This window comes from Bradyrhizobium prioriisuperbiae, from assembly GCF_032397745.1.
GTDB lineage: Bacteria > Pseudomonadota > Alphaproteobacteria > Rhizobiales > Xanthobacteraceae > Bradyrhizobium_A > Bradyrhizobium_A prioriisuperbiae.
In genome coordinates, this window is the sequence record NZ_CP135921.1 from 6,235,695 (window position 1) to 6,257,269 (window position 21,575).

At 65.0% G+C, this 21,575-nt stretch carries 23 protein-coding genes; 11 read left to right on the plus strand and 12 right to left on the minus strand.

The window, feature by feature from the left end; all coding sequences use genetic code 11:
* Positions 1–51 precede the first annotated feature (51 nt).
* The 4 genes from RS897_RS29510 to RS897_RS29525 all read left to right on the plus strand — a co-directional run bounded on the left by RS897_RS29510 (position 52) and on the right by RS897_RS29525 (position 4,937).
* Positions 52–636: a DUF308 domain-containing protein gene (locus RS897_RS29510; protein WP_315832226.1), complete on the plus strand. Its 585-nt coding sequence runs from the start codon at positions 52–54 to the stop codon at positions 634–636.
* A gap of 372 nt (positions 637–1,008) precedes the next feature.
* Complete coding sequence (locus tag RS897_RS29515; RefSeq protein ID WP_315832227.1) at positions 1,009–2,514, plus strand: FAD-dependent monooxygenase; 1,506 nt, start codon at positions 1,009–1,011, stop codon at positions 2,512–2,514.
* Between the two features lie 84 nt (positions 2,515–2,598).
* Entirely contained in the window at positions 2,599–4,023 is a 1,425-nt protein-coding gene (locus RS897_RS29520; protein WP_315832228.1) for a methyl-accepting chemotaxis protein, read from the plus strand.
* A 158-nt stretch (positions 4,024–4,181) separates the two neighbouring features.
* Positions 4,182–4,937, plus strand: a complete 756-nt coding sequence (locus tag RS897_RS29525) for an SDR family oxidoreductase (RefSeq protein WP_315832229.1) — start codon at positions 4,182–4,184, stop codon at positions 4,935–4,937.
* Between the two features lie 105 nt (positions 4,938–5,042).
* Here the strand turns inward: RS897_RS29525 and RS897_RS29530 are convergent, their stop codons facing one another.
* The 4 genes from RS897_RS29530 to RS897_RS29545 form a co-directional block, all read right to left on the minus strand.
* Positions 5,043–5,903 carry a sigma-70 family RNA polymerase sigma factor gene (locus RS897_RS29530; protein ID WP_315832230.1) on the minus strand — a complete coding sequence of 287 codons (861 nt, stop codon included), beginning with the start codon at positions 5,901–5,903 and terminating at the stop codon, positions 5,043–5,045.
* The gene (locus tag RS897_RS29535) at positions 5,900–6,385 is read right to left on the minus strand and encodes a carboxymuconolactone decarboxylase family protein (protein WP_315832231.1); all 486 of its coding nucleotides are present in this window, start codon (positions 6,383–6,385) and stop codon (positions 5,900–5,902) included. Before RS897_RS29535 ends, RS897_RS29530 begins: the two co-directional genes overlap by 4 nt.
* 105 nt (positions 6,386–6,490) lie before the next feature.
* Positions 6,491–7,495 (minus strand): Bug family tripartite tricarboxylate transporter substrate binding protein, encoded by a 1,005-nt coding sequence (locus tag RS897_RS29540; protein ID WP_315832232.1) that lies wholly within the window; start codon positions 7,493–7,495, stop codon positions 6,491–6,493.
* Between the two features lie 142 nt (positions 7,496–7,637).
* The gene (locus RS897_RS29545; RefSeq protein ID WP_315832233.1) at positions 7,638–8,417 is read right to left on the minus strand and encodes a DNA-binding transcriptional regulator; all 780 of its coding nucleotides are present in this window, start codon (positions 8,415–8,417) and stop codon (positions 7,638–7,640) included.
* Between the two features lie 272 nt (positions 8,418–8,689).
* On the opposite strand from RS897_RS29545, the gene RS897_RS29550 reads away from it, so the two are divergent.
* Positions 8,690–9,343 (plus strand): hypothetical protein, encoded by a 654-nt coding sequence (locus RS897_RS29550; protein WP_315832234.1) that lies wholly within the window; start codon positions 8,690–8,692, stop codon positions 9,341–9,343.
* Between the two features lie 188 nt (positions 9,344–9,531).
* A complete protein-coding gene (locus tag RS897_RS29555) occupies positions 9,532–10,275 on the plus strand; it encodes a DUF899 domain-containing protein (protein WP_315832235.1) in 744 nt (247 codons plus the stop codon).
* 9 nt (positions 10,276–10,284) lie between these two features.
* On the opposite strand, the gene RS897_RS29560 is transcribed toward RS897_RS29555, so the two are convergent.
* The 4 genes from RS897_RS29560 to RS897_RS29575 form a co-directional block, all read right to left on the minus strand.
* Entirely contained in the window at positions 10,285–10,671 is a 387-nt protein-coding gene (locus RS897_RS29560; protein WP_315832236.1) for a cupin domain-containing protein, read from the minus strand.
* A 140-nt stretch (positions 10,672–10,811) separates the two neighbouring features.
* Entirely contained in the window at positions 10,812–11,213 is a 402-nt protein-coding gene (locus RS897_RS29565; protein ID WP_315832237.1) for an Ohr family peroxiredoxin, read from the minus strand.
* A gap of 391 nt (positions 11,214–11,604) precedes the next feature.
* Positions 11,605–12,240: a Vgb family protein gene (locus RS897_RS29570; RefSeq protein ID WP_315832238.1), complete on the minus strand. Its 636-nt coding sequence runs from the start codon at positions 12,238–12,240 to the stop codon at positions 11,605–11,607.
* A gap of 43 nt (positions 12,241–12,283) precedes the next feature.
* Positions 12,284–13,504: a helix-turn-helix domain-containing protein gene (locus tag RS897_RS29575; RefSeq protein WP_315832239.1), complete on the minus strand. Its 1,221-nt coding sequence runs from the start codon at positions 13,502–13,504 to the stop codon at positions 12,284–12,286.
* Positions 13,505–13,675: 171 nt separating this feature from the next.
* Between RS897_RS29575 and RS897_RS29580 the strand changes: the two genes are divergently transcribed.
* From RS897_RS29580 to RS897_RS29595, 4 genes are all read left to right on the plus strand, one after another.
* Positions 13,676–14,125: an SRPBCC family protein gene (locus RS897_RS29580; RefSeq protein WP_315832240.1), complete on the plus strand. Its 450-nt coding sequence runs from the start codon at positions 13,676–13,678 to the stop codon at positions 14,123–14,125.
* Between the two features lie 80 nt (positions 14,126–14,205).
* Positions 14,206–15,264 (plus strand): adenylate/guanylate cyclase domain-containing protein, encoded by a 1,059-nt coding sequence (locus RS897_RS29585; RefSeq protein WP_315832241.1) that lies wholly within the window; start codon positions 14,206–14,208, stop codon positions 15,262–15,264.
* A 146-nt stretch (positions 15,265–15,410) separates the two neighbouring features.
* Positions 15,411–16,175 (plus strand): DUF899 domain-containing protein, encoded by a 765-nt coding sequence (locus RS897_RS29590; protein WP_315832242.1) that lies wholly within the window; start codon positions 15,411–15,413, stop codon positions 16,173–16,175.
* 28 nt (positions 16,176–16,203) lie between these two features.
* Positions 16,204–16,470 (plus strand): hypothetical protein, encoded by a 267-nt coding sequence (locus tag RS897_RS29595; RefSeq protein ID WP_315838782.1) that lies wholly within the window; start codon positions 16,204–16,206, stop codon positions 16,468–16,470.
* Between the two features lie 195 nt (positions 16,471–16,665).
* Here RS897_RS29595 and RS897_RS29600 read toward each other — a convergent pair whose 3' ends face one another.
* The 4 genes from RS897_RS29600 to RS897_RS29615 all read right to left on the minus strand — a co-directional run bounded on the left by RS897_RS29600 (position 16,666) and on the right by RS897_RS29615 (position 20,302).
* Complete coding sequence (locus tag RS897_RS29600; RefSeq protein WP_315832243.1) at positions 16,666–17,883, minus strand: ABC transporter substrate-binding protein; 1,218 nt, start codon at positions 17,881–17,883, stop codon at positions 16,666–16,668.
* 5 nt (positions 17,884–17,888) lie between these two features.
* Positions 17,889–18,794, minus strand: coding sequence for a dioxygenase family protein (locus RS897_RS29605; RefSeq protein ID WP_315832244.1), 906 nt, complete (start codon positions 18,792–18,794; stop codon positions 17,889–17,891).
* 83 nt (positions 18,795–18,877) lie between these two features.
* Entirely contained in the window at positions 18,878–19,528 is a 651-nt protein-coding gene (locus tag RS897_RS29610; RefSeq protein WP_315832245.1) for a polysaccharide deacetylase family protein, read from the minus strand.
* 48 nt (positions 19,529–19,576) lie between these two features.
* Entirely contained in the window at positions 19,577–20,302 is a 726-nt protein-coding gene (locus RS897_RS29615; protein ID WP_315832246.1) for a GntR family transcriptional regulator, read from the minus strand.
* Positions 20,303–20,400: 98 nt separating this feature from the next.
* Here RS897_RS29615 and RS897_RS29620 point away from each other — a divergent pair, with 98 nt between their 5' ends.
* Entirely contained in the window at positions 20,401–21,432 is a 1,032-nt protein-coding gene (locus RS897_RS29620; protein WP_315832247.1) for a uroporphyrinogen decarboxylase/cobalamine-independent methonine synthase family protein, read from the plus strand.
* The last annotated feature ends 143 nt before the right edge of the window (positions 21,433–21,575 follow it).

A 21,575-nucleotide genomic window follows, 5' to 3' on the forward strand; every position in this document is an offset into this window, starting at 1 on the left:
GCCAATCAGTTTACCCATTCAACCTACCTACTAGTCGAAAGGAAGCTTCAAATGACTGATAACGATATGGATTTCGCCCGCACCGATCAGGAGCAATGGCTCAAGCTTTACTACTTCATCCGGGCGGGATTTTCGGTGGTTTGGGTGGCCGCGGCCTTCACTGTGGGTCAGCAGTCGCCAATCCTCGCGGCCATCCTGCTGGTCGTTTATCCCACCTGGGATGCTGCGGCGAACTATGTCGACGCGGCGCGCAGCGGCGGATTGGGCAGGAATCGGACGCAGGCCATCAACATCGTCGTGAGCGTTGCAACGACACTCGCCGTCATCGCGGCGCTGCAGGCGGGCATGAATTGGGTGCTGGCGGTGTTCGGCGCCTGGGCCATTCTCTCAGGCCTGCTGCAACTCGGCACCGCCATTCGGCGCTGGACAAGTTTCGGCGCGCAGTGGGCGATGGTCCTGAGTGGTGCCCAGTCGGCGCTGGCGGGTGTCTTCTTCATTTTCCAGGCCCGGATGCCGGCGCCTCCGTCGATCACCAATGTGGCCGGTTATGCCGCGGTGGGTGCGGTTTATTTCCTGGTCTCGGCGGTATGGCTAACCGTGATCGATCTGCGCCGCAGAGACGCGCGGGCGTCCTGAGATTACGGGGACGGAGTTGCGGTGGCAGTGCGCCAATAGGTTTCGTGCGCTGTCACCGCAAACTTCGCTGCGGGGCATGTCCGGCCATACCTTGAAAGCCGAATCCAACAGAGATCGTCGGGACGGGACAAACGAACACCTGTCAGGCGCTCATAGCTTCCTGACGGATCGTCGTCCGCAACGAAATCCGAGCCGGGCCATGCAACAGGCCTGCCTTTTTTCCGATCGGGCTGCGCGATGTCGAGCGAGGCCAACGAAAAACGGGAGGACCGCCGTCCTCCCACTTAGATATGTGGGGTGTGGGGGGCTTGCTTCAAGGCCCCGGTCATGCCGTAGAACGCCTGCCGACATCAGCACGGATGGAGGCGGACGATGCAAGATTTCACGAAACATGCGGTGGTGATCGCCGGCTGTGGCCCGACGGGCCTGATGCTGGCGGCTGAATTGGCGCTGGCAGGGGTCGACATCGCCATTGTCGAGCGGCGTGAGAGCCAGGAGCTTGCGGAAGCGCGCGCCGGCGGTCTGCATGCACGCACCCTGGAAGCGCTGGACCAGCGTGGCATCGTCGATCGGTTCCTTATCGAGGGACAGAAGACACAGAATGTCGGGTTCGCCGGGGTCATTCTGGACCTCGGCAATTGTCCGACCCGGCATGCTTACGGGCTTGGTCTGTGGCAGAAGCACATCGAGCGTCTGCTGGCCGGCTGGGTCGATGATCTCGGGGTGGCGGTCTATCGCGGGCGTGAGGTGACGGGTTTCGCGCAGGACGACGGCGGTGTCGATGTCATGCTGTCCGGCGGCCACGCGCTGCGGGCGCAGTATCTCGTCGGGTGCGACGGCGGACGCAGCCTGGTGCGCAAGGTTGCCGGCATCGAGTTTCCGGGATGGGATCCGACCACAAGCGCCCTGATCGCCCAGGTGGAAGTGGCCGACGAGCCGCCATGGGGCATTCACCGCAACGCCCTTGGCGTGCATTCCTTCGGCCGGGAGGAGTATGTGATCCGCGACGGCCAGGTGATCTTCACCGGCGGGCCGGTGCGGCTGATGGTGACGGAAGAAAACACCGGCGCCACCGCCGAGCCCAGCCTGCATGATCTTCGCGCCGCGCTGGTTGCGGCCCACGGCACCGACTACGGCGTCCACAACCCCGCCTGGATCTCCCGTTTCACCGACACGACGCGACAGGCGGCGTCTTATCGCAAAGGGCGTGTGCTGCTCGCCGGCGACGCTGCGCACGTGCACGCGCCGGACGGCGGCCAGGGCCTTAACACCGGCGTGCAGGATGCGGTCAACCTGGGCTGGAAACTGGCGCAGGTGGTCAAGGGCATCTCGCCCGACAGCCTGCTGGACAGCTATCACAGCGAGCGCCATCCGGTGGGCGCGCGCGTGCTGCGCACCACCATGGCGGCGGTGGCGCTGCGTCGCGCGGATGAGCGCACCAATGCGCTGCGCGAGAGCATGGCCGAACTGCTCGGTTTGGACGAGCCGCGCCAGCGGTTTGGCGCGATGCTGGCTGGCCTGGACATCCGTTACGACCTCGGCGAGGGACATCCGCTGCTCGGGTGCCGCATGCCCGATCTCGATCTCATCACCGCCAGCGGCCCGCTGCGGATGTTCGCGCTGTTGCATGACGCGCGGCCGGTGCTGCTCAATCTCGGCGAACCCAGCGGCCTCGACATCACGCCATGGGCGGATCGGGTGAAGCGGGTTGATGCCAGCTACATCGGGAAATGGGAGCTTCCGGCGATCGGTGCGGTTAGTGCTCCGACCGCGGTGTTGATCCGGCCGGACGGTCATGTGGCCTGGGCTGGAGAGCGAACCGGGGAGGGGCTCTCCGACGCGCTGACCACATGGTTCGGCTCGCCAGTCGCGGCGTAGCAGGACTTGTTCACCTTTCGGCGGTAAATTCATGCAGCAGTTTTAACTGTTGATTCATGCGCCATCGCGCGTGCCGCAGGGACGATGCCGATCACGCAAGTCGCGACCATGCCGAAGGACCAGGCGGCCGCCCAGAGCGAGCGGCTGCTGGACAATTTGAGCAACGGCATCGGCCAGCTTGGTGTCGACCTGGCGGACGTGCTCGGCAATCTGCAGGACGTCGCCAGCCGGGTGTCCCGCCAGTCGGCGCAATTCGGCCAGTTGAAGCAGGCCGCCGATATTATGGTGGCTGCCAACAAGAATATCGATGGCGTGGCGCGCACGGTTCAGGCGGCAACATCCAGTGCCGTCTCCGACATCGCTGGCGCGCGAAACACGGTCGACAGCGCCGTCCAGAACACGGCGGACCTGGTCGGCGCTGTCGGTCGCATCGAACAGCGGCTGGGGTCCGTGGGCGCGGTCCTGGCACAGGTCGCGAAGGTGTCCGGAGCGATCGAGGCCATCGCCCGGCAGACCAACCTTCTGGCGCTCAACGCCACCATCGAGGCTGCCCGTGCCGGCGCGGCCGGGCGCGGCTTTGCCGTTGTCGCCAGCGAGGTGAAGAACCTCGCGGAGGCGACGCGCACGGCAACCCTGCAGATCGGCGAGACCGTCCGCAATCTGGATGCGGAGGTCGGCCGGTTGATCGAAGAAAGCGGCACGGCGACGCGCCATGCCAGGCAGGCCGGCGAGGGAGCGGAGCAGGTTCGCCAGGTGATGGAGCGGGTCCATCACGGTTTCTCCGAGATGGGGCGGGATGTCGACGCGATCGCGGGCGCAGCCGGCACCAATCTCGGTCATTGCGATGTGCTGATCAGCGAGTTCGGCGATTTGGCGAGGGGCGTGGAACTGTCATCAGGCGATCTCAAGGTCGCGGACACGCGCGTGGAAGGCCTGCTGGAGACCTCCGAGACTCTGATCCAGTCGATCGCCGACAGCGGCGTCGCGATGGACGATACATCGCTCGTTCCGGTGGTTCTCGATACGGCGAGGCGGATCGCGGAGGCGTTCGAAGCCGCGATCGTGCGCGGCGACATCACCCTTGCTCAGCTGTTCGATGAGAATTATCGCGAAATTCCCGGCACCGATCCGAAGCAATATCTGACGGATTATGTCGCGCTGACCGACCGCATCCTCCCGCCGATTCAGGATCCGCTTCAAAGCATGGATCCTCGCGTCGTGTTTTGCGTGGCATGGGCCAACGGCGGTTATCTGCCCACCCACAATCCGAACTATCGTCAGCTGCAGGGCAGGGACCCCGCGTGGAACGCCGCGCATTGCCGCAACCGGCGGCTGTTCAACGATCGTGCCGTCCGCAAGGTGGCGGCGAGCACGAGGCCCTTCCTGCTGCAGACCTACCGGCGTGAGATGGGCGGCGGCCAGTTCGTGCTGATGAAGGACCTGTCGTCCCCGATCATGGTGCAGGGACGGCGCTGGGGCGCGTTTCGCATCGGCTTTCGCCAGCACTGACCTGAGGCGTGGCGAGCGGCGTGTTCCGCCAGCACGTCCTGGTGGTTTGTCTCCTCACGGGTTTTGCACTAGTCTTGCGCGTCCTCACTTGCATTCGAAATCCATTCAAGAATCTCCAGTCCAAGGATTTTCAGTCAGCGACAAGCGGAGGGGCATCCATGAAGATCGTCGTCATCGGCGGCACCGGCCTGATCGGCACCAGGACCGTCGCCAATTTGCGCGCGCGTGGCCACGAGGTCGTCGCGGCCTCGCCCAAAAGCGGCATCAACAGCATTACCGGCGAGGGGCTCAACGAGGCTCTGGCCGGCGCACAGGTGGTGATCGACCTCGCCAATTCACCGTCGTTCGAAGACAGCGCGGTGCTGGCGTTCTTCGAGGCCTCCGGCCGCAATCTTGCCGCGGCGGAGGCGGCCACGGGTGTCCGGCACCATGTCGCGCTGTCGATCGTCGGCACCGACCGCACGCCCGAAAACGGTTATTTCCGCGCCAAGGTCGCGCAGGAAAGACTGATCGTGGCCTCGGGCATTCCCTACACCATCGTCCGCGCCACTCAGTTCATGGAATTCCTCGGCGGTATCGCCGCCTCGGCCGCGGATGGCAATGTGCTCCGCGTGTCGCCCGGCCTGTTCCAGCCGATCGCGGCTGATGATGTGGCGCCCCTCGTTGCCGAGGCGGCGCTCGCTCCGCCGCGCAACGGCATTGTCGAGATCGCCGGCCCCGACCGCGCGCCGTTCAATGAGATCGTCGCGCGTTATCTGAAAGCCGTCGGTGACCCGCGCGAGGTGGTGCGTGACCCCGAGGCGCGTTATTTCGGTGGCCGCGTCGAAGAGCACTCGCTGGTGCCGCTGAGCGAAGCGCGCCTCGGCCAGATCGGTCTCGACGAATGGCTTCGCCGCTCAAAACCAGCGAGCTGATCTCGCGCACTTGCCCTCACGATGCTTGCTGCAACCTTCTCCCCGCAAACGGGGAGAAGGGGCGCACCGCGTTTGCCGCAACGCCTTGTCTGAACCGATCCTGCCCTAATGCAGATGCTTCAGCTTATCGGGATTCCTCACCACATAAATCGCCGTGATCTTTCCATCCTCGATGTCGAGGGCGGTGGTCGAAAATTCACCGTCGGCCTCCAGCGTGATGAAGCCGGGCAGCCCGTTGACGAAGCCGGCGCGCACGAGGTCCGAGCGAATCTCCTGGAACAAGGCTGCCAGCTGCTCATGGAGTTTCATCACCGCCTCGAAGCCGACAATCGGCGCTGTGGCGGCCGGACGTTTGCCGCCACCGTCGGCATGAACACTGACATCGTCAGCCAGCATTGCACCCAGCGCCTTCATGTCGCCGCTGCGCGAGGCGACGAAGAAGGCCTCGGCCAAAGCGAGGCCGCGCTGCTTCTCCACCTGGAAGCGAGGCCGCGCGTCGCGGATATGGCTGCGCGCGCGGGCCGCGAGCTGGCGGCAGGCCGCGGCGTCGCGCTGGATAGTCGCCGCGACCTCGTCAAATCCCAGCCCGAACACATCGTGCAGCAGGAAGGCGGCACGCTCGAGCGGTGACAGGCGTTCCAGCGCCAGCATCAGCGGCAGGGTGACGTCGTCGTCCCGCTCCTCTTCCACAACGGGATCCGGCAGCCAGGGGCCGACATAAGTCTCGCGCTGGCGCAGCGCCGATTTGAGCTGATCGAGACAGAGACGCGTCACCGTGCGGCGCAGGAAGGCCTCGGGCTCGCGCACGTCGCTGCGGTCGGCGCCCATCCAGCGGATGAACGCCTCCTGCACCATATCCTCGGCGTCGGTGACAGATCCCAGCATGCGGTAGGCGACACGCACGAGCTTGGGACGCAGCGGCTCGAAAGCCGCCGCTGCGTCGTCTGGTGTGGCGTTCGCCGTCACGCGGCGGCCGCCTTGCTGGCAGCCTTGCTCGCTGCCTTGACGGCGGCCGGATCGGCCCAGCCGCGGAATCCCACCGCGATCCGGTTCCAGCCGTTGATGATGTTGATCAGCAAGGTGAGCTTGACCTGTTCTTCCGCCGTGAAATAGGCCTTCAGTGCTTCATAGGCATCGTCATTGGAATGCCCTTCGCACTGCCGCGTCAACGCCTCGGTCCAGCCCAGTGCAGCGCGTTCGCGATCACTGTAGCAGGGAGCCTCATGCCAGGCCGAGAGCAAATAGAGGCGCTGCTCGGTTTCGCCGTATTCGCGCGCGTGGGTGGTGTGCAGGTTGATGCAGTTGGCGCAGCCGTTGATCTGGGACGCCCGGATCTTCACGAGTTCGGCAAGGGTGTGGTCAAGACTGGAGTTGATCGCGACCGAGGCCTCGAACCAGGTCTTCATGAGGGCGGGGGCGGCAGCCATGGGGTCTAGTCTGGCAGTCATGGTCGGTGTCCTTTCCGTTGGTTCCGACCTCATGACGAACTGGGAATGACCAGTGTGACATCCTACCAAAAAAATCTCAGGGATGGGCCCGCCCGTCAAATCAAACTACATGGAGATGTTCGCCTCCCTCACCACCGGTCCCCATTTCTGCAATTCGGTGGCGATAAAGGCTTTCATGTCGGCCGGCGAGCCGCCGACGGCCTGCATGCTGAGCGTGGCGAGCACCTCCTGGCCCTTCGGGCTTTTCAGGAAGGCGGCGGTTGCCGCGTTGAGTTTGTCGATGATGTCGCCGGGCGTGCCCGCCGGCGCCGCCAGCGCATACCAGGCCGAGGCCTCGAAACCCCGGAAGCCGGCCTGCTGCACCGTCTGCACGTCAGGCAGGTCGCTCGATCGCTCAGCGGTGGTGACGGCGAGCGCGCGGATCCGGCCGTCGCGCACCAGCGGCACATAGGACGGCATGAAATCCATCGCCAGGTCCACCTGGTTGCCGAGAAGGTCGTTGATCACCGGCGCCGTGCCGCGGTACGGCACGTTGGTCATGCTGATCCCGAGCTCCTTCTGCAGCAGCAACGAGGTGATGTGGCCGAGCGTGCCGTTGCCGGGAACCGCGACGGTGAGCTTGCCGGGATTTGCCTTGGCGTGGGCGGTGAGCTCCTTGATGTCCTTCACCGGCAGCGATGTCTTCGCCGCGATGATGAGGGGCGACTTGGCGATCAGCACGATCGGCATGAAGGCCTGCTCGGGATCGAACGGCAGGTTCTTGTACATCAGCTTGTTGTTGGCGAGCGGCCCGGGCGTGCCGAACATGATGGTGTAGCCGTCGGGAGCGGCCTTGGCGACGGCGCCGGCGCCGATGTTGCCGCCTGCGCCGGTGCGGTTGTCGACAAGAAACTGCTGGCCGAACCTGTCGCCGAACTCCTGCGCAAGCGCGCGGGCCAGAAGGTCGGTTCCTCCACCTGCGGGAAACGGCAGGATCATGGTGACGGGGCGCGACGGCCAGGCATTGGACGAAGAATTGGCCGCGGATTGCGCCCGCACGACCGATGGTCCCGCACAGAGGCCCGCAGCCGTCATGGCAAGCGCGGCCCTTCGCGTGATCAGCGTTTTCACGATGTCCCTCCCGTGCCGGGAGCTGTGCCGGCGATTATGTTTCGTGCAGCCTAGCCGAGCCGATGGCTGGCGGTGCGGCTTTGTCGCGGTGTTTCACATCGTGAAACGGCAAGCGGGGCGGCAGCCGCGAACCGATGCTCCGTCACGGCGCGCGCATCGCCGCGATGCTCTGCTCGATGTGGGCGCGGGCGTCCTTGAGCGCAGGCACCAGGGTGTCGATCACGGTCGAGCGCCGGACCGCCGAGCGGAAATAGGTCAGGCCCAGTGTCGCCAGCACCGCGCGGTCGGCCATGATCGGCACGGCGATGGTGCCGGAGTTCTTCGGTTCGACGTTCGGATCCCGCTCGGCGAAGCCGCGGCTGCGCGTCACGCGCACCAGTTGCTCGACGGTGCGTGTGAGGTTCCTGGGGCGGTCCTCGGCGTGACGGGACGCGCTCAGCATGCGCACCAGCAACTGCCGCTCCGCCTTCGGGCAATAGGCCAGATAAGCGCGGCCGAGCGCGCGCGACATCAGGCTGAGGCGCATGTTGATGGTGGCGTGGAACGGCGACACCGGGCTGTCCGGAATGGTGCTGAAACGCACCACGACGGCGTCCTCCTGCAGCATCGTCACCGCCACCGGCCATTTGAACCGTCGCGTGAGGTCGGTCGCCCACGGCCGCGCGGCCTCGATCACCATCGGCGCACCGTGGAAGCCGCTGTTCAGCGCGGCAACCTTGGACGTCACCTGGTAACCGCCGAGCCGGCTGTCGTTGATCGCAAAACCCTCCGCGATCAGGGTCTCCAGCAGGCGGACGATTGTCGGTTTCGGCAGGCCGGTGCGCCGGTGCAGCTCGCTGATGCTGGAGACATGCTGCCGGTTGAGCTCGGTCAGGAGAACGAGCGCGCGCTGCACGGACTGGACCGGGGCAAAGGACGGCATGGACCTGCGTTACCGCAGGTCGGCCGCGCTGTCACGATGGTCTCGCTTGCGGATTCCTCGTGCAACGAGCGGGTGCGGTAAAATAGCTGTTCGTTGCACCGGCCCGGCATGAACCTTTGTCGCCATCATCACGTCGAAACAAGGGCTGCCGTGCATGGGGACGGGATGATCCAATCTGCCACTCAATTCGGGATTGACGGCGTGAAGCGGCGAGATTTGCTCACGTGTCCCGGCCATCATTCGGGCGAACGACATGATCAGGGGCGGTGCAGATGACGACGCAGGTGATCGTGATCGCAGACCAGCGCTGCCGCGCCATGATCGAGCAGTGGGTCCACAACCCGGCTTGGATGATTGTCCAGGTCGAGAGTCCGGATATGCTGCGCGGCAAGGTCCACAACATCACCGCGGAAGCGGAGGCGCGCGTCGGCCGAGTCGGCCGCCATCGGGAACGCTCGGTGATCATGCTTGAAGGCGGGCCAGACCGCGATCGGACCTGGTCGGTCTGGGTCCGCGCCACCTTCTCGAATTATAAGCGGGCATATCTGGCATTCATCCGCCACGCCTATGGGGTCACGCTGACCGGCGATGATGTGCCGGGCTACCAGGTCGATCATCTCAGCAACAAGGCTTATGCTCCGACCGGGCAGGAGTTCATCCGGCTCGAGGCCATCCCGAAAGTGGCCAACCAGCGCTGGGGCGTGAACTTCGAAAGTCGGCGGACGGAGAATACCGACGCACGCCCGTCGCACCGGCTGAGTTACATGAGCTGCGCCAAGCTCGGCGGCCAGCTGCCTCCTGCCGGACCGAACGACAGCGTCGGCATCAATGCGCTGGTCGCCTATTTCACTTCGATCGGGCTTGATCCCCAGGAGGCCCGAAACGGTGTCACGAGCATGCTGCAGCACGCCTACTGGCGTCGTTAGACTGGACGTTGCCTGAGTATCGCGCCTCCCGTCATCGCGCACCCCCGTTTGTGGTGCCAATCCCTGAGGGAATCCCGTCACATTTGTCACTCCCACCGTTCGAGTGCCTGGCGGCACACTGTCTCGGACCAACCGCGAGTGATCGGCCAACCGAAGACAGATCGCTCTCATTCGAAGAAGGACATGCGATGAAGATACCACAGATTGTTTCTCCGCAGGACTGGACAACCGCGCGCGAGCAGCTTCTCGTCAAGGAGAAGGCTCACACCCGCGCCCGCGATGCGCTGGCGGCGGAACGGCGGCGAATGCCATGGATGGCCGTGGACAAGGCTTATGCGTTCGACGGGCCGCAGGGCAAACTGAACCTGCTTGATCTGTTCGCGGGCCGCCGGCAACTGGTGGTCTATCGCGCCTTCTTCGAGCCCGGCGTGCACGGCTGGCCGGAGCATGGCTGCATCGGCTGTTCGCTCGGCGCGGATCAGGTCAGCCACCTGGCTCACCTGAATGCGCGCGACACCACGCTGGTGTATGCCTCGCGCGCGCCGCAGGCCGATATCGCGCGCCTGAAGGCGCGGATGGGCTGGGAGCACATCCCCTGGGTCACCATCACCGACAGCTTCGACGCCGACTTCGGGGTGGACGAATGGCACGGCCACAACGCGTTCATCCGCGATGGCGAACGAATCTTCCGCACCTACTTCATCAACGGCCGCGGCGACGAGGCGATGGGCACGGTCTGGAGCTATCTCGACATCACCGCGCTCGGACGCCAGGAAGAATGGGAGGACTCGCCGGAGGGTTACCCCAAGAGTCGGCCGTACAAATGGTGGAACTGGAACGAGAGTTACGTCCCCGACGCCGCACCGGATCCGAAGTGGATCGCGGTGTCGGGCGCTGGAGAGGCTGCGTTTCGTCGCAACCAGGAAAAATAGCGCTCGTCGTCACTTCACCAACGTGAGAAGCGGCTTGCCCTTTTCGACGATGTAGGTGGCAAGCTCGCTTCCGGTCACGGTGCCGGCATTCCGCGCCGAATGAACCGTGCCGGCCGGAATGAACAGGACGTCGCCGGCCTTCAAGGTCACCGGCGGCTTGTCCTCGATCTGATATTCCAGCGTGCCTTCCAGCACGTAGATGATCTCCTCACCCGGATGGGTGTGCTTGCCGAAGGCGACGCCGGGCGCGAGGTCGACACGCACCTGCACGGCTTCGCGTCCGGGCGCACTGAGATCGTGCCGCTGCAGGTCGGTTCGTTTGACGCCGGGCTGCTGCGCCTGCGCCGTGGGCGCCAGAAAAATGTTGCCGGTGATCAGCATCGCCGCCGTGGCCATCACGCGTGCTGTGGTTCGGATCGTCTGAACCAGGGTTTTGCTGATGTCGAACTCCTTGAGGGGGCGGGCAGCCGCTGCCGTGACCGCTGCGGCCTGCAGGTCCTGCTTGTTTGCGATGTGCGCGTTGGCGCAGCCGTCGCTCAGAGCAGTGTGGTGGTCACCTCGATGTTGCCGTGCACGGCCTTGGAGTACGGGCAGATGCCGTGCGCCGCATCGACCAGCGATTGCGCGACATCGCGATCGACGCCCGGCAGGCTGACGTTCAGGCGCGCGCGCAGGAAGAACGAGCCGCCGGCCTGGTTCAGGTCGATCTCGGCGTCGACAGCCGGCTCGGCCGGAAGCGTCACCTTGCGCTGGCCCGCGGCGAGCTGGATGGCGCCGAGATAGCAGGCTGACCACGCCGCGCCGAACAGCTGTTCTGCGGCCGGGTGCGGCTGCGGCAGCTTGACGTCGAGGAAGCCGTCGCTGCTGCGCGCCGCGCCATTGGCGCCAGCCGTGATGTGGGTCTTGCCGGTGAAGAGAACTTTTGCGGTGGCGGTCATGGCCTGGATCCTTCTGAATGACGGGTTGCTGTCTTCCGATTAAATCGGATGCGATTTATTTAGAGGGGTGGCAAGGCGATGTCAATCGCTTTCGATTTAATCGTATGCGATTATACTATTGGAGATCGAGACTGCGCAGGTGAGTGGCGAGTCGCAGAGCGCTTTAAACTGAGTAAAATCAGTTCATTAAGCTCGACGGCCGGTTGGGCTGGCGGCAAGTGAAATGTCGCCTGAGACCGAGGCACACGATCGCGTGACCGAAAAGAATCGTCGTGCTTCGGGGACGGGGCTGCGCCGTCCGGGCCGTCGACAAGTGAAAACTGCTGCTCTGAGCGGATGGCCTGCTGAGCCACGACTCAAAGCGTCATGGCTCAGCGTGACTATGAAAGTTTCAGCGCTTGGGCCGGCGCACCGCGCGCACCTTGCCGGTGCTGCCGCCGCCGCAGAAGAAGCGGTCACCGCCGTCGGACTCCAGTCCCGACACGCCCATGCCTTGTGGCATTTCGAGGCTCTCGAGCACGTCGCCGGTCTTGGGATCGATCCGTCTCACGTCACTCTCGTTGCCTTCCCAGGTGCCGTGCCAGAGTTCGCCGTCGACCCAGGTGACGCCGGTGACCACACGGTTGGAGTCGATGGTGCGCAGGATCGCGCCGGTATCGGGATCGATCTGATGGATCTTGCGGCCGCGGTGCTGCCCGACCCAGAGCGAGCCTTCCGCCCATGCCAGACCGGAATCGCCGCCGTTGCCGGGCGAGGGAATGGTCGCGACCACGCGGCCGGTCTTGATGTCGATCTTCTGGATGCGGTTCTCGGCGATCTGGAACAGGTGCTGGCCGTCGAAGGCGGTGCCGGCATGGGCGGCGACATCGATCGCGCGCACCGTCTGTCCGCTTGCGGGATCGAAGGCGTTGATCTTGTCCCCGGAGGCGAACCAGACATGATGGCCGTCGAAGGTGACGCCATGCACCTGCTCGGCGCCCGGAAAGGGGCCGTATTCCTGGATGATCTCAGCGGCTGATGTCTTCATGGTTGATCCTTCCTGGCGCGTTGCTGCTGTCACGCACGAGAAGCTAATCGCTCGGCAGCGGACCCGGGAGTAACAAGGTTGTCGTGTATCCCGGCAGTGGCTGCGTCATCCAGCGCCGGGCCCGCGCGCGGCCATACGACTGCACCTTGCCGTCGGTCGCAAGCTCGTCGAGTGCCCGCTGCACGGTGCGCTGGCTGGCCCCGAGCGCCAGCGCGAGCGCCGAGCTCGACCAGGATTCCCCGTCGGCGAGAAAGGCGAGCACTGTCCCATGTTCCTCATCGACGGGCCGCGCCAGCACCATCATGTCGCGCGCACGGCGCGGCGCCAGCTTAAAACCCTGTTTGGTCGCACTGACATCGGCGAGCGGCCGCAGCGCCTTGCGCAGCCGCCCGATCTCGACCCGCAACCGTGCGCGATGCGATTCATCGGCATGCTTGGCCCGGAAGGCGCGTGCGACCAGTGTGTCCCGCGACACATCGTCCGGCCAGGCCTCGCCGAGCGCGCGGGCGAGTGCGAACAACACCGGGCGCGTCGCCAGCGAGACCACGCCGCGGGCGTCGCGCACCACGTAGCGGCAAGCATCCACCACCAGCGTTTTCGATGCGAACAGCGTTTCGACATCCGCGAGCAGGAGAGGCCGCTCTTCACCTCGCGCGATCAGGCGCGCCGCGGGCGTATTCAGGATAAGCGACGCGCTGTCGACCTCGGCGGTCAGCGCCGGGATGCTCGCCAAGCGCGCGGCACGCTCGGCGCGGCCGAGGGCCGCGCGTGCAATCCCGATCCGCAGGCGGCGCATTGCGATTCCCGCCACCACCAGTTCATGGGCGGCCTTCCACGCCGGCGGGAAGGTCGTGGCGTCGAGCCCGGCAAGGGCGTGCTCGGCCTCGTCGAGGTGGCCGATCAGCAGCAGGCGGCGGACCTGCAGTGTCCGCGCATGCGCGGCATTGATGCGGTCGCCGTGCGCTTCCAGCGTTTCCCGCGCGACGTCCAGCGCTTTCGCCGGCCAGCCGAGATCGCGCGAGACCAGTGCGATCTCGGCTTCGGCCACGACGCAGCGTGCGCGGGCCACGGCCTCTTTCGCGCCGAAACCACGTGCCGCGCGCCGCAGCAGCGGTTTGGCGCGGTCGAAATCGCCGAGCTGCGCCATGGCGATGCCGCGCAGCGCAAGCGCAGGCGCATCCTCGCGCAAGGCGACTCGCTTCAGCGCGCCGAGCACATCGCCGGTTGCAAGCGCACGCGCCGCGGCCGTGATCATCGAGTCCATGGGAATCCCGTCACACTTGTCACTCTCATGGCGAGATAGTCCCGCGTTAGAACGGAATCGTGGAAAGGTCCGTGGCCTGCCACGATGGCGCAGCCGGCTCCGCCGGTCTATCCTCGTGACAGAGTTCCAATTGCCCGACCGCGGCGGGCATCGCAACCGTGGAGACAATCGATGCAAGAGTCCCTGGTCGTCCGCCGTGAGACCCACATTTCGGCGCCGCCTGCTGCGGTGTTTGCGCTTTTGACCGATCCGGAGAAGATCCTGCGCTGGATGGGCACGGAGGCGCAGCTCGATCCGCAGCCCGGCGGGCTTTATCTGGTCAATGTCACCGGCGCGCGCTTCGCCCGCGGCTCGTTCCGCGAAGTGGTGCCGGTGCATCGCCTGGCCTACAGCTTCGGCTGGGACGGCAGCGAGGTGGTGCCGCCGGGGTCGAGCCTGGTCGAGATCGACCTGATCGAGAAGCCGGACGGAACCCTGGCGCGCCTGACTCACACCGGCCTGCCGACGACAGAGCAGTGCGCCGGTCATGCGCAAGGCTGGGCTCATTACTTCGATCGGCTGGCCGAGGTCGCTGCCGGGCAGGACCCGGGCCCGGACCCCTGGCACGGCCGCACCGATTGATGGCCATTCGCTCACGTGCAAAGCGGGACAGTGGCCGCGACGCGGATGACATGCCGCGGCCGTAACGGCATGATCGCGGCATGGATTTGCCAACACCTCTCGCCTGGCTGGTCGACCAGGCCAGCGTCTCATCCGGTCCCGATCGTTTCCTGGCCGAACTCGGCAGCCGGCTGTTGGCCGACGGCCTGCCGCTGGCCGGCGGCGCCCTGACACTTGCGGTGCCGCATCCGATCATCGCCCGCCGCACCTGGCTGTGGCGGGCGGAGACCGGGGCGGTGATCGAGGCCTTGAGTTTTGCCGGCGGTTCGCTGGACTTGGCCGGGCATGACTGGCTCGTTGGGCTTGGTCCGGTGCAACAGGACATGATCGGCGCGGCTCTGGACAGCCCGATGCTGGGCTGGGCTGCAACGCGGCCATTCGATCCCGCTGACATCGATCGGCTGCGCCAGGTCGCGCGTTTCGTAGCCGCACCCTTGGCGGCCTTGGCTGCACGGGCGGCACTGACCGCTTTGCTCGAAGCTTATCTTGGCCGGCGCTCGGCGACGCGGGTCCAGGCCGGGGCGCTCAGCCGCGGGAGCGGGGAGACCATCCGCGCCGTATTGCTGTGTGCCGATCTGCGCGGCTTTACGGCGTTGTCCGAGGCGGCGGACCCGGCGACAACGATCGCGGCTCTCGATGCGTGGTTCGATCGCGTGGCCGGGGCGGTGCACGCCTTTGGCGGCGAAGTGCTGAAGTTCATCGGCGACGGCGTGCTGGCGATTTTTCCCGTCACCGGCAGCCCGACGGCAGCCTGCGAGGCGGCGCTGCGCGCGATCGCCGCCGCACGTGCCGGCATGGCCCATCTCGACACGGCGCGACAGACTCAGGGGTTGCCGCCGCTGCCGTTTGGCGCGGCATTGCATCTCGGCGAGATCCTGTGGGGCAACATCGGCGCAGCCGACCGTCTCGACTTCACCGCCATCGGTCCCGCGGTCAATCTGGTCAGCCGGCTGGAAGGACTGTGCCGGCCGCTCGGCCGGTCCGTGCTGATCTCCGGCGCGGTGGCGGCCGAGACCGCCACGCCGCTGGTGCCGCTGGGCGAACACGTGCTGCGCGGCATTGCCGCGCCGTGCGCAGTGTTCACTCTTTTGGATGCCTGAAAAAAGATCCTCGGCTTCCGCGGCTGAAATCACGTCACACTTGTCACTCCCACCCGGTGGTGGCCAGTCCCTAGTCTGTATCTCGAGCCTGACGCTGTCGCGCGATTGGAACGCGCGGCGCAGGGCACCTCAAGGGAGACAGGACGATGACTGGTCATCTGATTGGCACACGTGATGAGTGGCTGATTGCCCGGCGCGAACTGCTCGCGGCGGAGAAGGATCTCACCCGGCGCAGCGATGATGTGGCGCGGTGGCGGCAGGAACTGCCATGGGTAAGGGTCGACAACACCTACCGGTTCGAAACCGATCACGGAGCCGCGTCGCTGGCCGATCTGTTCCAGGGCCGCTCGCAGCTTCTGGTCTATCATTTCATGTTCGGCCCGGACTACAAGGCGGGCTGCCCGTCCTGTTCGGCGATCGCGGATGGATTCAATGGCTTTGCCGTTCATCTCGCGAACCACGATGTCACGCTCTCCGCGGTATCGCGAGCGCCGCTCGCAAAACTGCGAGAGTACAAGCAGCGGATGGGGTGGACGTTTCCCTGGGCCTCCTCGTTTGGCGACGGTTTCAACTTCGACTTCAATGTCGCATTCACCGAGGAGCAGCAGCGCGAGGGCAAGGTCGAGTACAATTACGAGCGTGGCGGTCATGCGATGGACGTGACACCGGTTCCGGCGCCCGTCGCAGAGTTCGCGGCCACCTGCGGAACCGATGCGCCCACGTACGCCCGCGACAGGCCCGGCCTGAGCGCGTTCGTGCGCGAGGATGGCGTCGTCTACCACACTTATTCGACCTATTCGCGCGGCGTGGACAGCCTCTGGGGCATGTACCAGTGGCTCGACCGCGCGCCCAGGGGACGCAACGAGACCGGCCCGTGGTGGCGGCGTCACGATGAATACGCCACGCGCTGAATCAGGATACAACATGAGGCCAAGCATGATGATCGCGCATCATTCAAATCTTGAAGCGCAAACTGCTGACGGACGGAGTGCAGCGACTGCTCGAGGAGCGGGCGACTGGCTATCTCTCGCGGCGGCGCCGACCTTCGCGCTGATGGCGCTGCTGACGGCTGTCTTCGATGGAGGTCCGCTGGACGCGCTCTGCGCGGCCACGCATACGTCACCGCTGCATGGAATGGCGCTGATGTACTTGCTGATGAGTGCATTTCATTGCGGGCCTTGGCTGAGGCTGATGTCGAAGCGGTGATCGACACGTTCTGCCGGGTCACTTTGGTAGAGACGGCTTTACCCCCACCACAATGTCATCACCGGGCTTGTCCCGGTGATCCCGCTTAGGGGCGCACTTCCTTCCTAAGCGGGGTTGTTTCCGCGACTTCGGCAAAGCCGAAGTCGCTGAGGACAAGCCCGGCAACGACAAAGAAAAGTATCCTTTCACCGCCGCTCACTTCAAAGCCGCACAAACACTCTCCTGCAACGGCCTAAACGCATCCTTCGCCGGAATCGTCGCCTGCAGGTCGTAGAAGTCGAACGGCTCCTTGCTCTCCGCGGGCGACTTGACGCGGAACAGATAGGAGTCGTGCACCATCCGCCCGTCGGGTCGCAGCGTTCCATTGCGGATGGTCGCGTCCGAGATCGGCAGTTCATGTATCTTTTTCATCACCGCCGCTGTGTCGGTGGTGCCGGCGGCCGCCACCGCCTTCAGGTAATGCAGCGTCACCGAATAGACCCCGGCCTGGATGGTCGACGGCATCGCCTTTTCGTAACGGGCGAGGAAACGCTTACCGAACTCGCGGGCCTGCGCATCCATGTTCCAGTAGAAGGCTTCGTTGACGGTGACCCCTTGCGTGATATCGAGGCCGAGCGCCGCGACGTCGGGCAAAGTGAGGACAAAGCTCGCGATCTTCTGCTTGCCCTTGCCCAGCCCGAACTCGCGGGCCTGCTTGAGCATGTTGATGAGATCGCCGCCGGTGCTGCCGACCGCGACCACGCTGGCGCCGGAGTTCTGCGCCTGCAGCAGGTAGGACGCAAAATCCCCCGTCGCATTGAAGGGATGGCGCACCGAGCCGACCACACGGCCGCCCGCTTTTTGCACCAGGCCCGTTGCATCCGCGATCAGCGAGTTGCCGAACGCGTAGTCGGCGGCAACGAAGAACCAGGAGCTGTCCGGCGTGGCCAGCGGCCGGGTGATGCCGACCGCCTGGCCATAGGTGTCCCACATCCACAGCACACTGGTCTGCGGCGCGCAGTCCTCGTTGGCGAGCCGCGCCGTGCCGCCTGGGAACAGGGCAATGCGGTTCTTTTCCTTCATCAGGTTCTGGATCGCGAGTTGCACCGCCGCCTGGATGATGTCGGTCACCGCATCCACACCGTCGACGTCGACCCATTTGCGCACGATGTTGACGGCAATATCAGGCTTGTTCTGGTGGTCCGCGGACAGGATCTCGATGGTCATCCCGGCGCATTCTTTAGCCAGGCAATCGTCGACCGCCATCTGTGCGGCGATCACGGAGCCGCGCCCGCTTTGCGCGGCGAGGCTGCCGCTCATGTCGGTGACCACGCCGATCTTCACGGTCTTGGACGGGGGAGCGGCCGCGACACCAGCGACAGCCGACATCGTCAGGAGGGCGGCAAGGCCCAGCCGGGAGAACAGTCTGTCCATGGCGCCTACTCCGCCATCGAGAGGATCTGCGAGGGATCGGCGCCGACGCGGCCGGTCTCGTTATCGGCGGCGCGCCCCAGCCGGAAATCGTAGCGAATGGCCGGGATGCCCTTGATCGGGGCGTCCGGATCATTGTCGCGCGGCGATACCACGAGCGAACTCGAGACACCGAACACGGTGTCGGAATCGATATGTTCGTCATCGGCGAGATAGATCGCGGTGACCAGCTCCCGATAGCCGTCCGCGCCGATCAGGAAATGGATGTGCGCGGGCCGGCAGCCATGGCGCCGCTGCGCTCGGATCAGTGCGCCGACCGGCCCGTCCATCGGGATGTAGTAGCCCAGCGGCTTGACGGCGCGGAAATGGAAACGCCCCTCGGAGTCGCAGCGGAAATTGCCGCGCATGTCCATCTGTTCGCCATGGAATTTCTGCAGGTCGTATTCGCCCTTGGCATCGGTCTGCCACACCTGCACCGAGGCATTCGGCAATGGCTTGCCGGTCTTGTCCGTGACCTGGCCGTAGAGCAGCAGCTCCGGTTCGTCGGACGTGGCGGCGATCGAGTCTCCGAGCGCGAACGATGGCGCGTTCTGCTGATAGAACGGGCCGAGCAGGCTGCTTTCCGTCCCCAGCTCCACAGCGGTCTTGTCGTGCAGCAGGTTGACCAGGGCGCTGAACCCAAGCACGTCGGACAACAGGATGAACTCCTGGCGCGCGGGCGTGCAGGTCTGGCCCACCTTGGTCAGGAAGCCGATCGCCTTGAGCCATTCATCGGGCGTGAGCTCGACGTCGCGGGCGAAGTCATGCATGTGACGCACCAGGCTTTCCATGACCTGCTTCAGTCGTGGATTTGGTGTCTCGCCCATTTGTTCGAAAACGGCGTCGGTGACGCTCGTCGTGGTCAGGTCGCGCATCGTTGTCCTCCCTTGGTTATGTTCTGGGTCAGTCGACATCGTTGGTCGAGCTGGTCGGTCTGAAGTCGGTCAGTCCAAACTGGTCAATTCAAGTCGGAGACATAGTCGTCGATCGGCAGCATCCGTTCGCCCCGTCGGATCGGCACGCAATCCGGCGGAAAATCCTGGCGGAAACGCGCGCCGGCGTCCTCCGCATTGTCGAGAAAGCGCTGCAGATGCCGCATGGCGCCGGTCGGCAGATCGTGCAGCACCATCAAGGTCCAGCTTTGTGCCCGGCATTGGTCGAGTGCGCGCGCGACCCAGCCGTCGGGATCGCTCCAGTCGCGCGGGATCGCGTTCCACAGCACGCAGGTGTAGCGCTCTCGTTCGAGATATTTGACGATCGACGGCCTGAACAGGCCGTCGTTCAGAGCCCCGCCGCCGCCATAGGGGCGGAACAGGCGCTCCGGTCCTGCGAGGTCGCCGAGTGCGGCCTGGGTGTCGGCAATTTCGCTCTCGGCAAGGGCTGCATCGGGCTGCCGCCCGAACGGCACCGCATGGGTGTAGGTGTGGTTGCCGATCCAGTGGCCTTCAGCCCGGGCACGTTCGGCAAGAGTACGGCGCGGGGGATCCGCGATCTTCTCGCCGATCACGAAGAAGGTCGTCTTGATATCGCGTCGGCCGAGGATGTCGAGCACGCCGGGCGTGACCTCGGGCTCGGGGCCGTTATCGAAGCTGAGCGTCAGATCGAACACGCATTCTCCCGCACTTGATGGCAAGTCAGAGGTTATTTGCGAGCCTGCTCACTCGCTTTGTTGAACCACCTCTTGGATCGATACGGTTCTCCGTTTCACCAGGTCTTCCGTTCGCGAGAAATGGACGGTGAGGGCGGCGACGGCCGCGTCAGAGTCCCGCCGCAGCACCGCATCGACGATCTGGCGATGTTCGGAATCGACGTCGCGCAAGCCCGGATCGACCGGGATCGACAATTGCCGGTAGCGCTCGCTCTGCTCATAGAGCGTATCGCGAAAACGCAGCAGCCAGGGCGAATCGCAGGCGCTCACCAGCGTCCGATGGAACATGCGATGGCGCACCAGCCAGGGTTCGTTGTGGATCTTGGGATCGGAGGGATCGCGATAGGGCACGGCAAGCAGCGCCGCGAAGGCGGCTTCCACAGCGGCCTGCCAATCCCTGCCGCCGAACTCGATCGAGCGCCGCAGCGCCAGTCCCTCGATGTCGATCCGTGTGCGGGTAATGTCCTGGAGATCGGCGATCGACACCGGGCTGACATGAAAGCCGCGCTGGTCGGCGGCTCGCACCAGCCCATCGGCGACCAGCCGCGACAGCGCCTCGCGCGTAGCCGCGAGGCTGACGCCGAAGCCTTTGCTGAGATGGGCGATATGAAGCTTCTGTCCCGGGGACAGCCGCGCCGACAGGATGTCCCGGCGAAGTTGCTCGTACACCGCGGATGTCAGGGTACGTGGACCGGCCGCATCTGCACTCAACGCAATCACCGCGCTCGATGACATGCCCGTCCTCCCTTGCAGGGATAATGAAACGCAGATAGTCATAATCGTCAATCGAAAATCGATTTTTATAAAAACCAGGTCATCTTGGGGAAACGAACGTGGCAGAAACACTGATTCCGACAACGGTTGTCGGCAGTTATCCGCAACCCGACTGGCTGGTCGACCGGGCGATGCTCAAGGCCCACATCGTGCCGCGCACCCGCCTCAAGGCGGTGTGGCGTGTGCCTGAGACCTATCTGGAGCAGGCGCAGGACGATGCGACCCGTCTGGCCATCGGCGACATGGAGCGTGCTGGCATTGATATCATCACCGATGGCGAGATCCGCCGGGAGAGCTATTCCAACCGCTTCGCCACCGCGCTCGACGGCATCGACATCGACAATCCCGGCACGGTGAAAACGACCCACGGCGTCGACACGCCGGTGCCCCGCGTGGTCGGCCGCATCAGGCGCAATGCGCCTGTCGAAGTCAGGGACATGGAATTCCTGCGGCGCAACACCGACCGTCGCGTCAAGATCACGCTGCCGGGTCCCTTCACCATGGCGCGGCAGGCGCAGAATGATTTCTACCGTGACTTCGACGAGATGGTGATGGACTTCGCGGCGGCGCTCAACGAAGAGGCGCATGACCTCCAGAAGGCCGGCGCGGATGTGATTCAACTCGACGATCCCTGGCTGCGCACCGATCCGGCGGCTGCGAAACGCATTGCCATCAAGGCGATCGATCGCGCGCTCGAAGGGCTCACCGTCACGACCGCGGTGCATCTGTGTTTCGGCTACGCGGCTGTCGTCAACACCAAGCCGACCGGCTATTCCTTCCTTCCCGAACTCGCCGATTGCACCGCACAGCAGATCTCCATCGAGGCGGCACAGCCGAAACTCGATCTCGGGATTTTGTCGGACCTCTCCGCGAAGGCGATCATCCTTGGCGTGATCGATCTCGCCGACGCCAAGGTGGAAACCGCTGATGAAGTCGCCGTGCGGCTGCGCGCCGCGCTCAAGCATGTCGCGGCCGAGCGCCTGATCGCGGCGCCCGATTGCGGCATGAAGTATCTTCCGCGCGATGTCGCGTTCGGCAAGCTCGCGGCTTTGTCTGACGGTGCGAAGATCGTTCGCGGGGAGTTGTCCTGACGCCGGCCGAGGCTGTGGCGCTTGGCTTGCATCCGATGACAGCGGTCCGGCGTCAAGCTGCACGCTTTTGAGGCGAGGCGCTGAGGAGGAGCCGCTAGCCAATCCTTGATTGGAGCTGATACCATAATACCGTTATAGGCGGG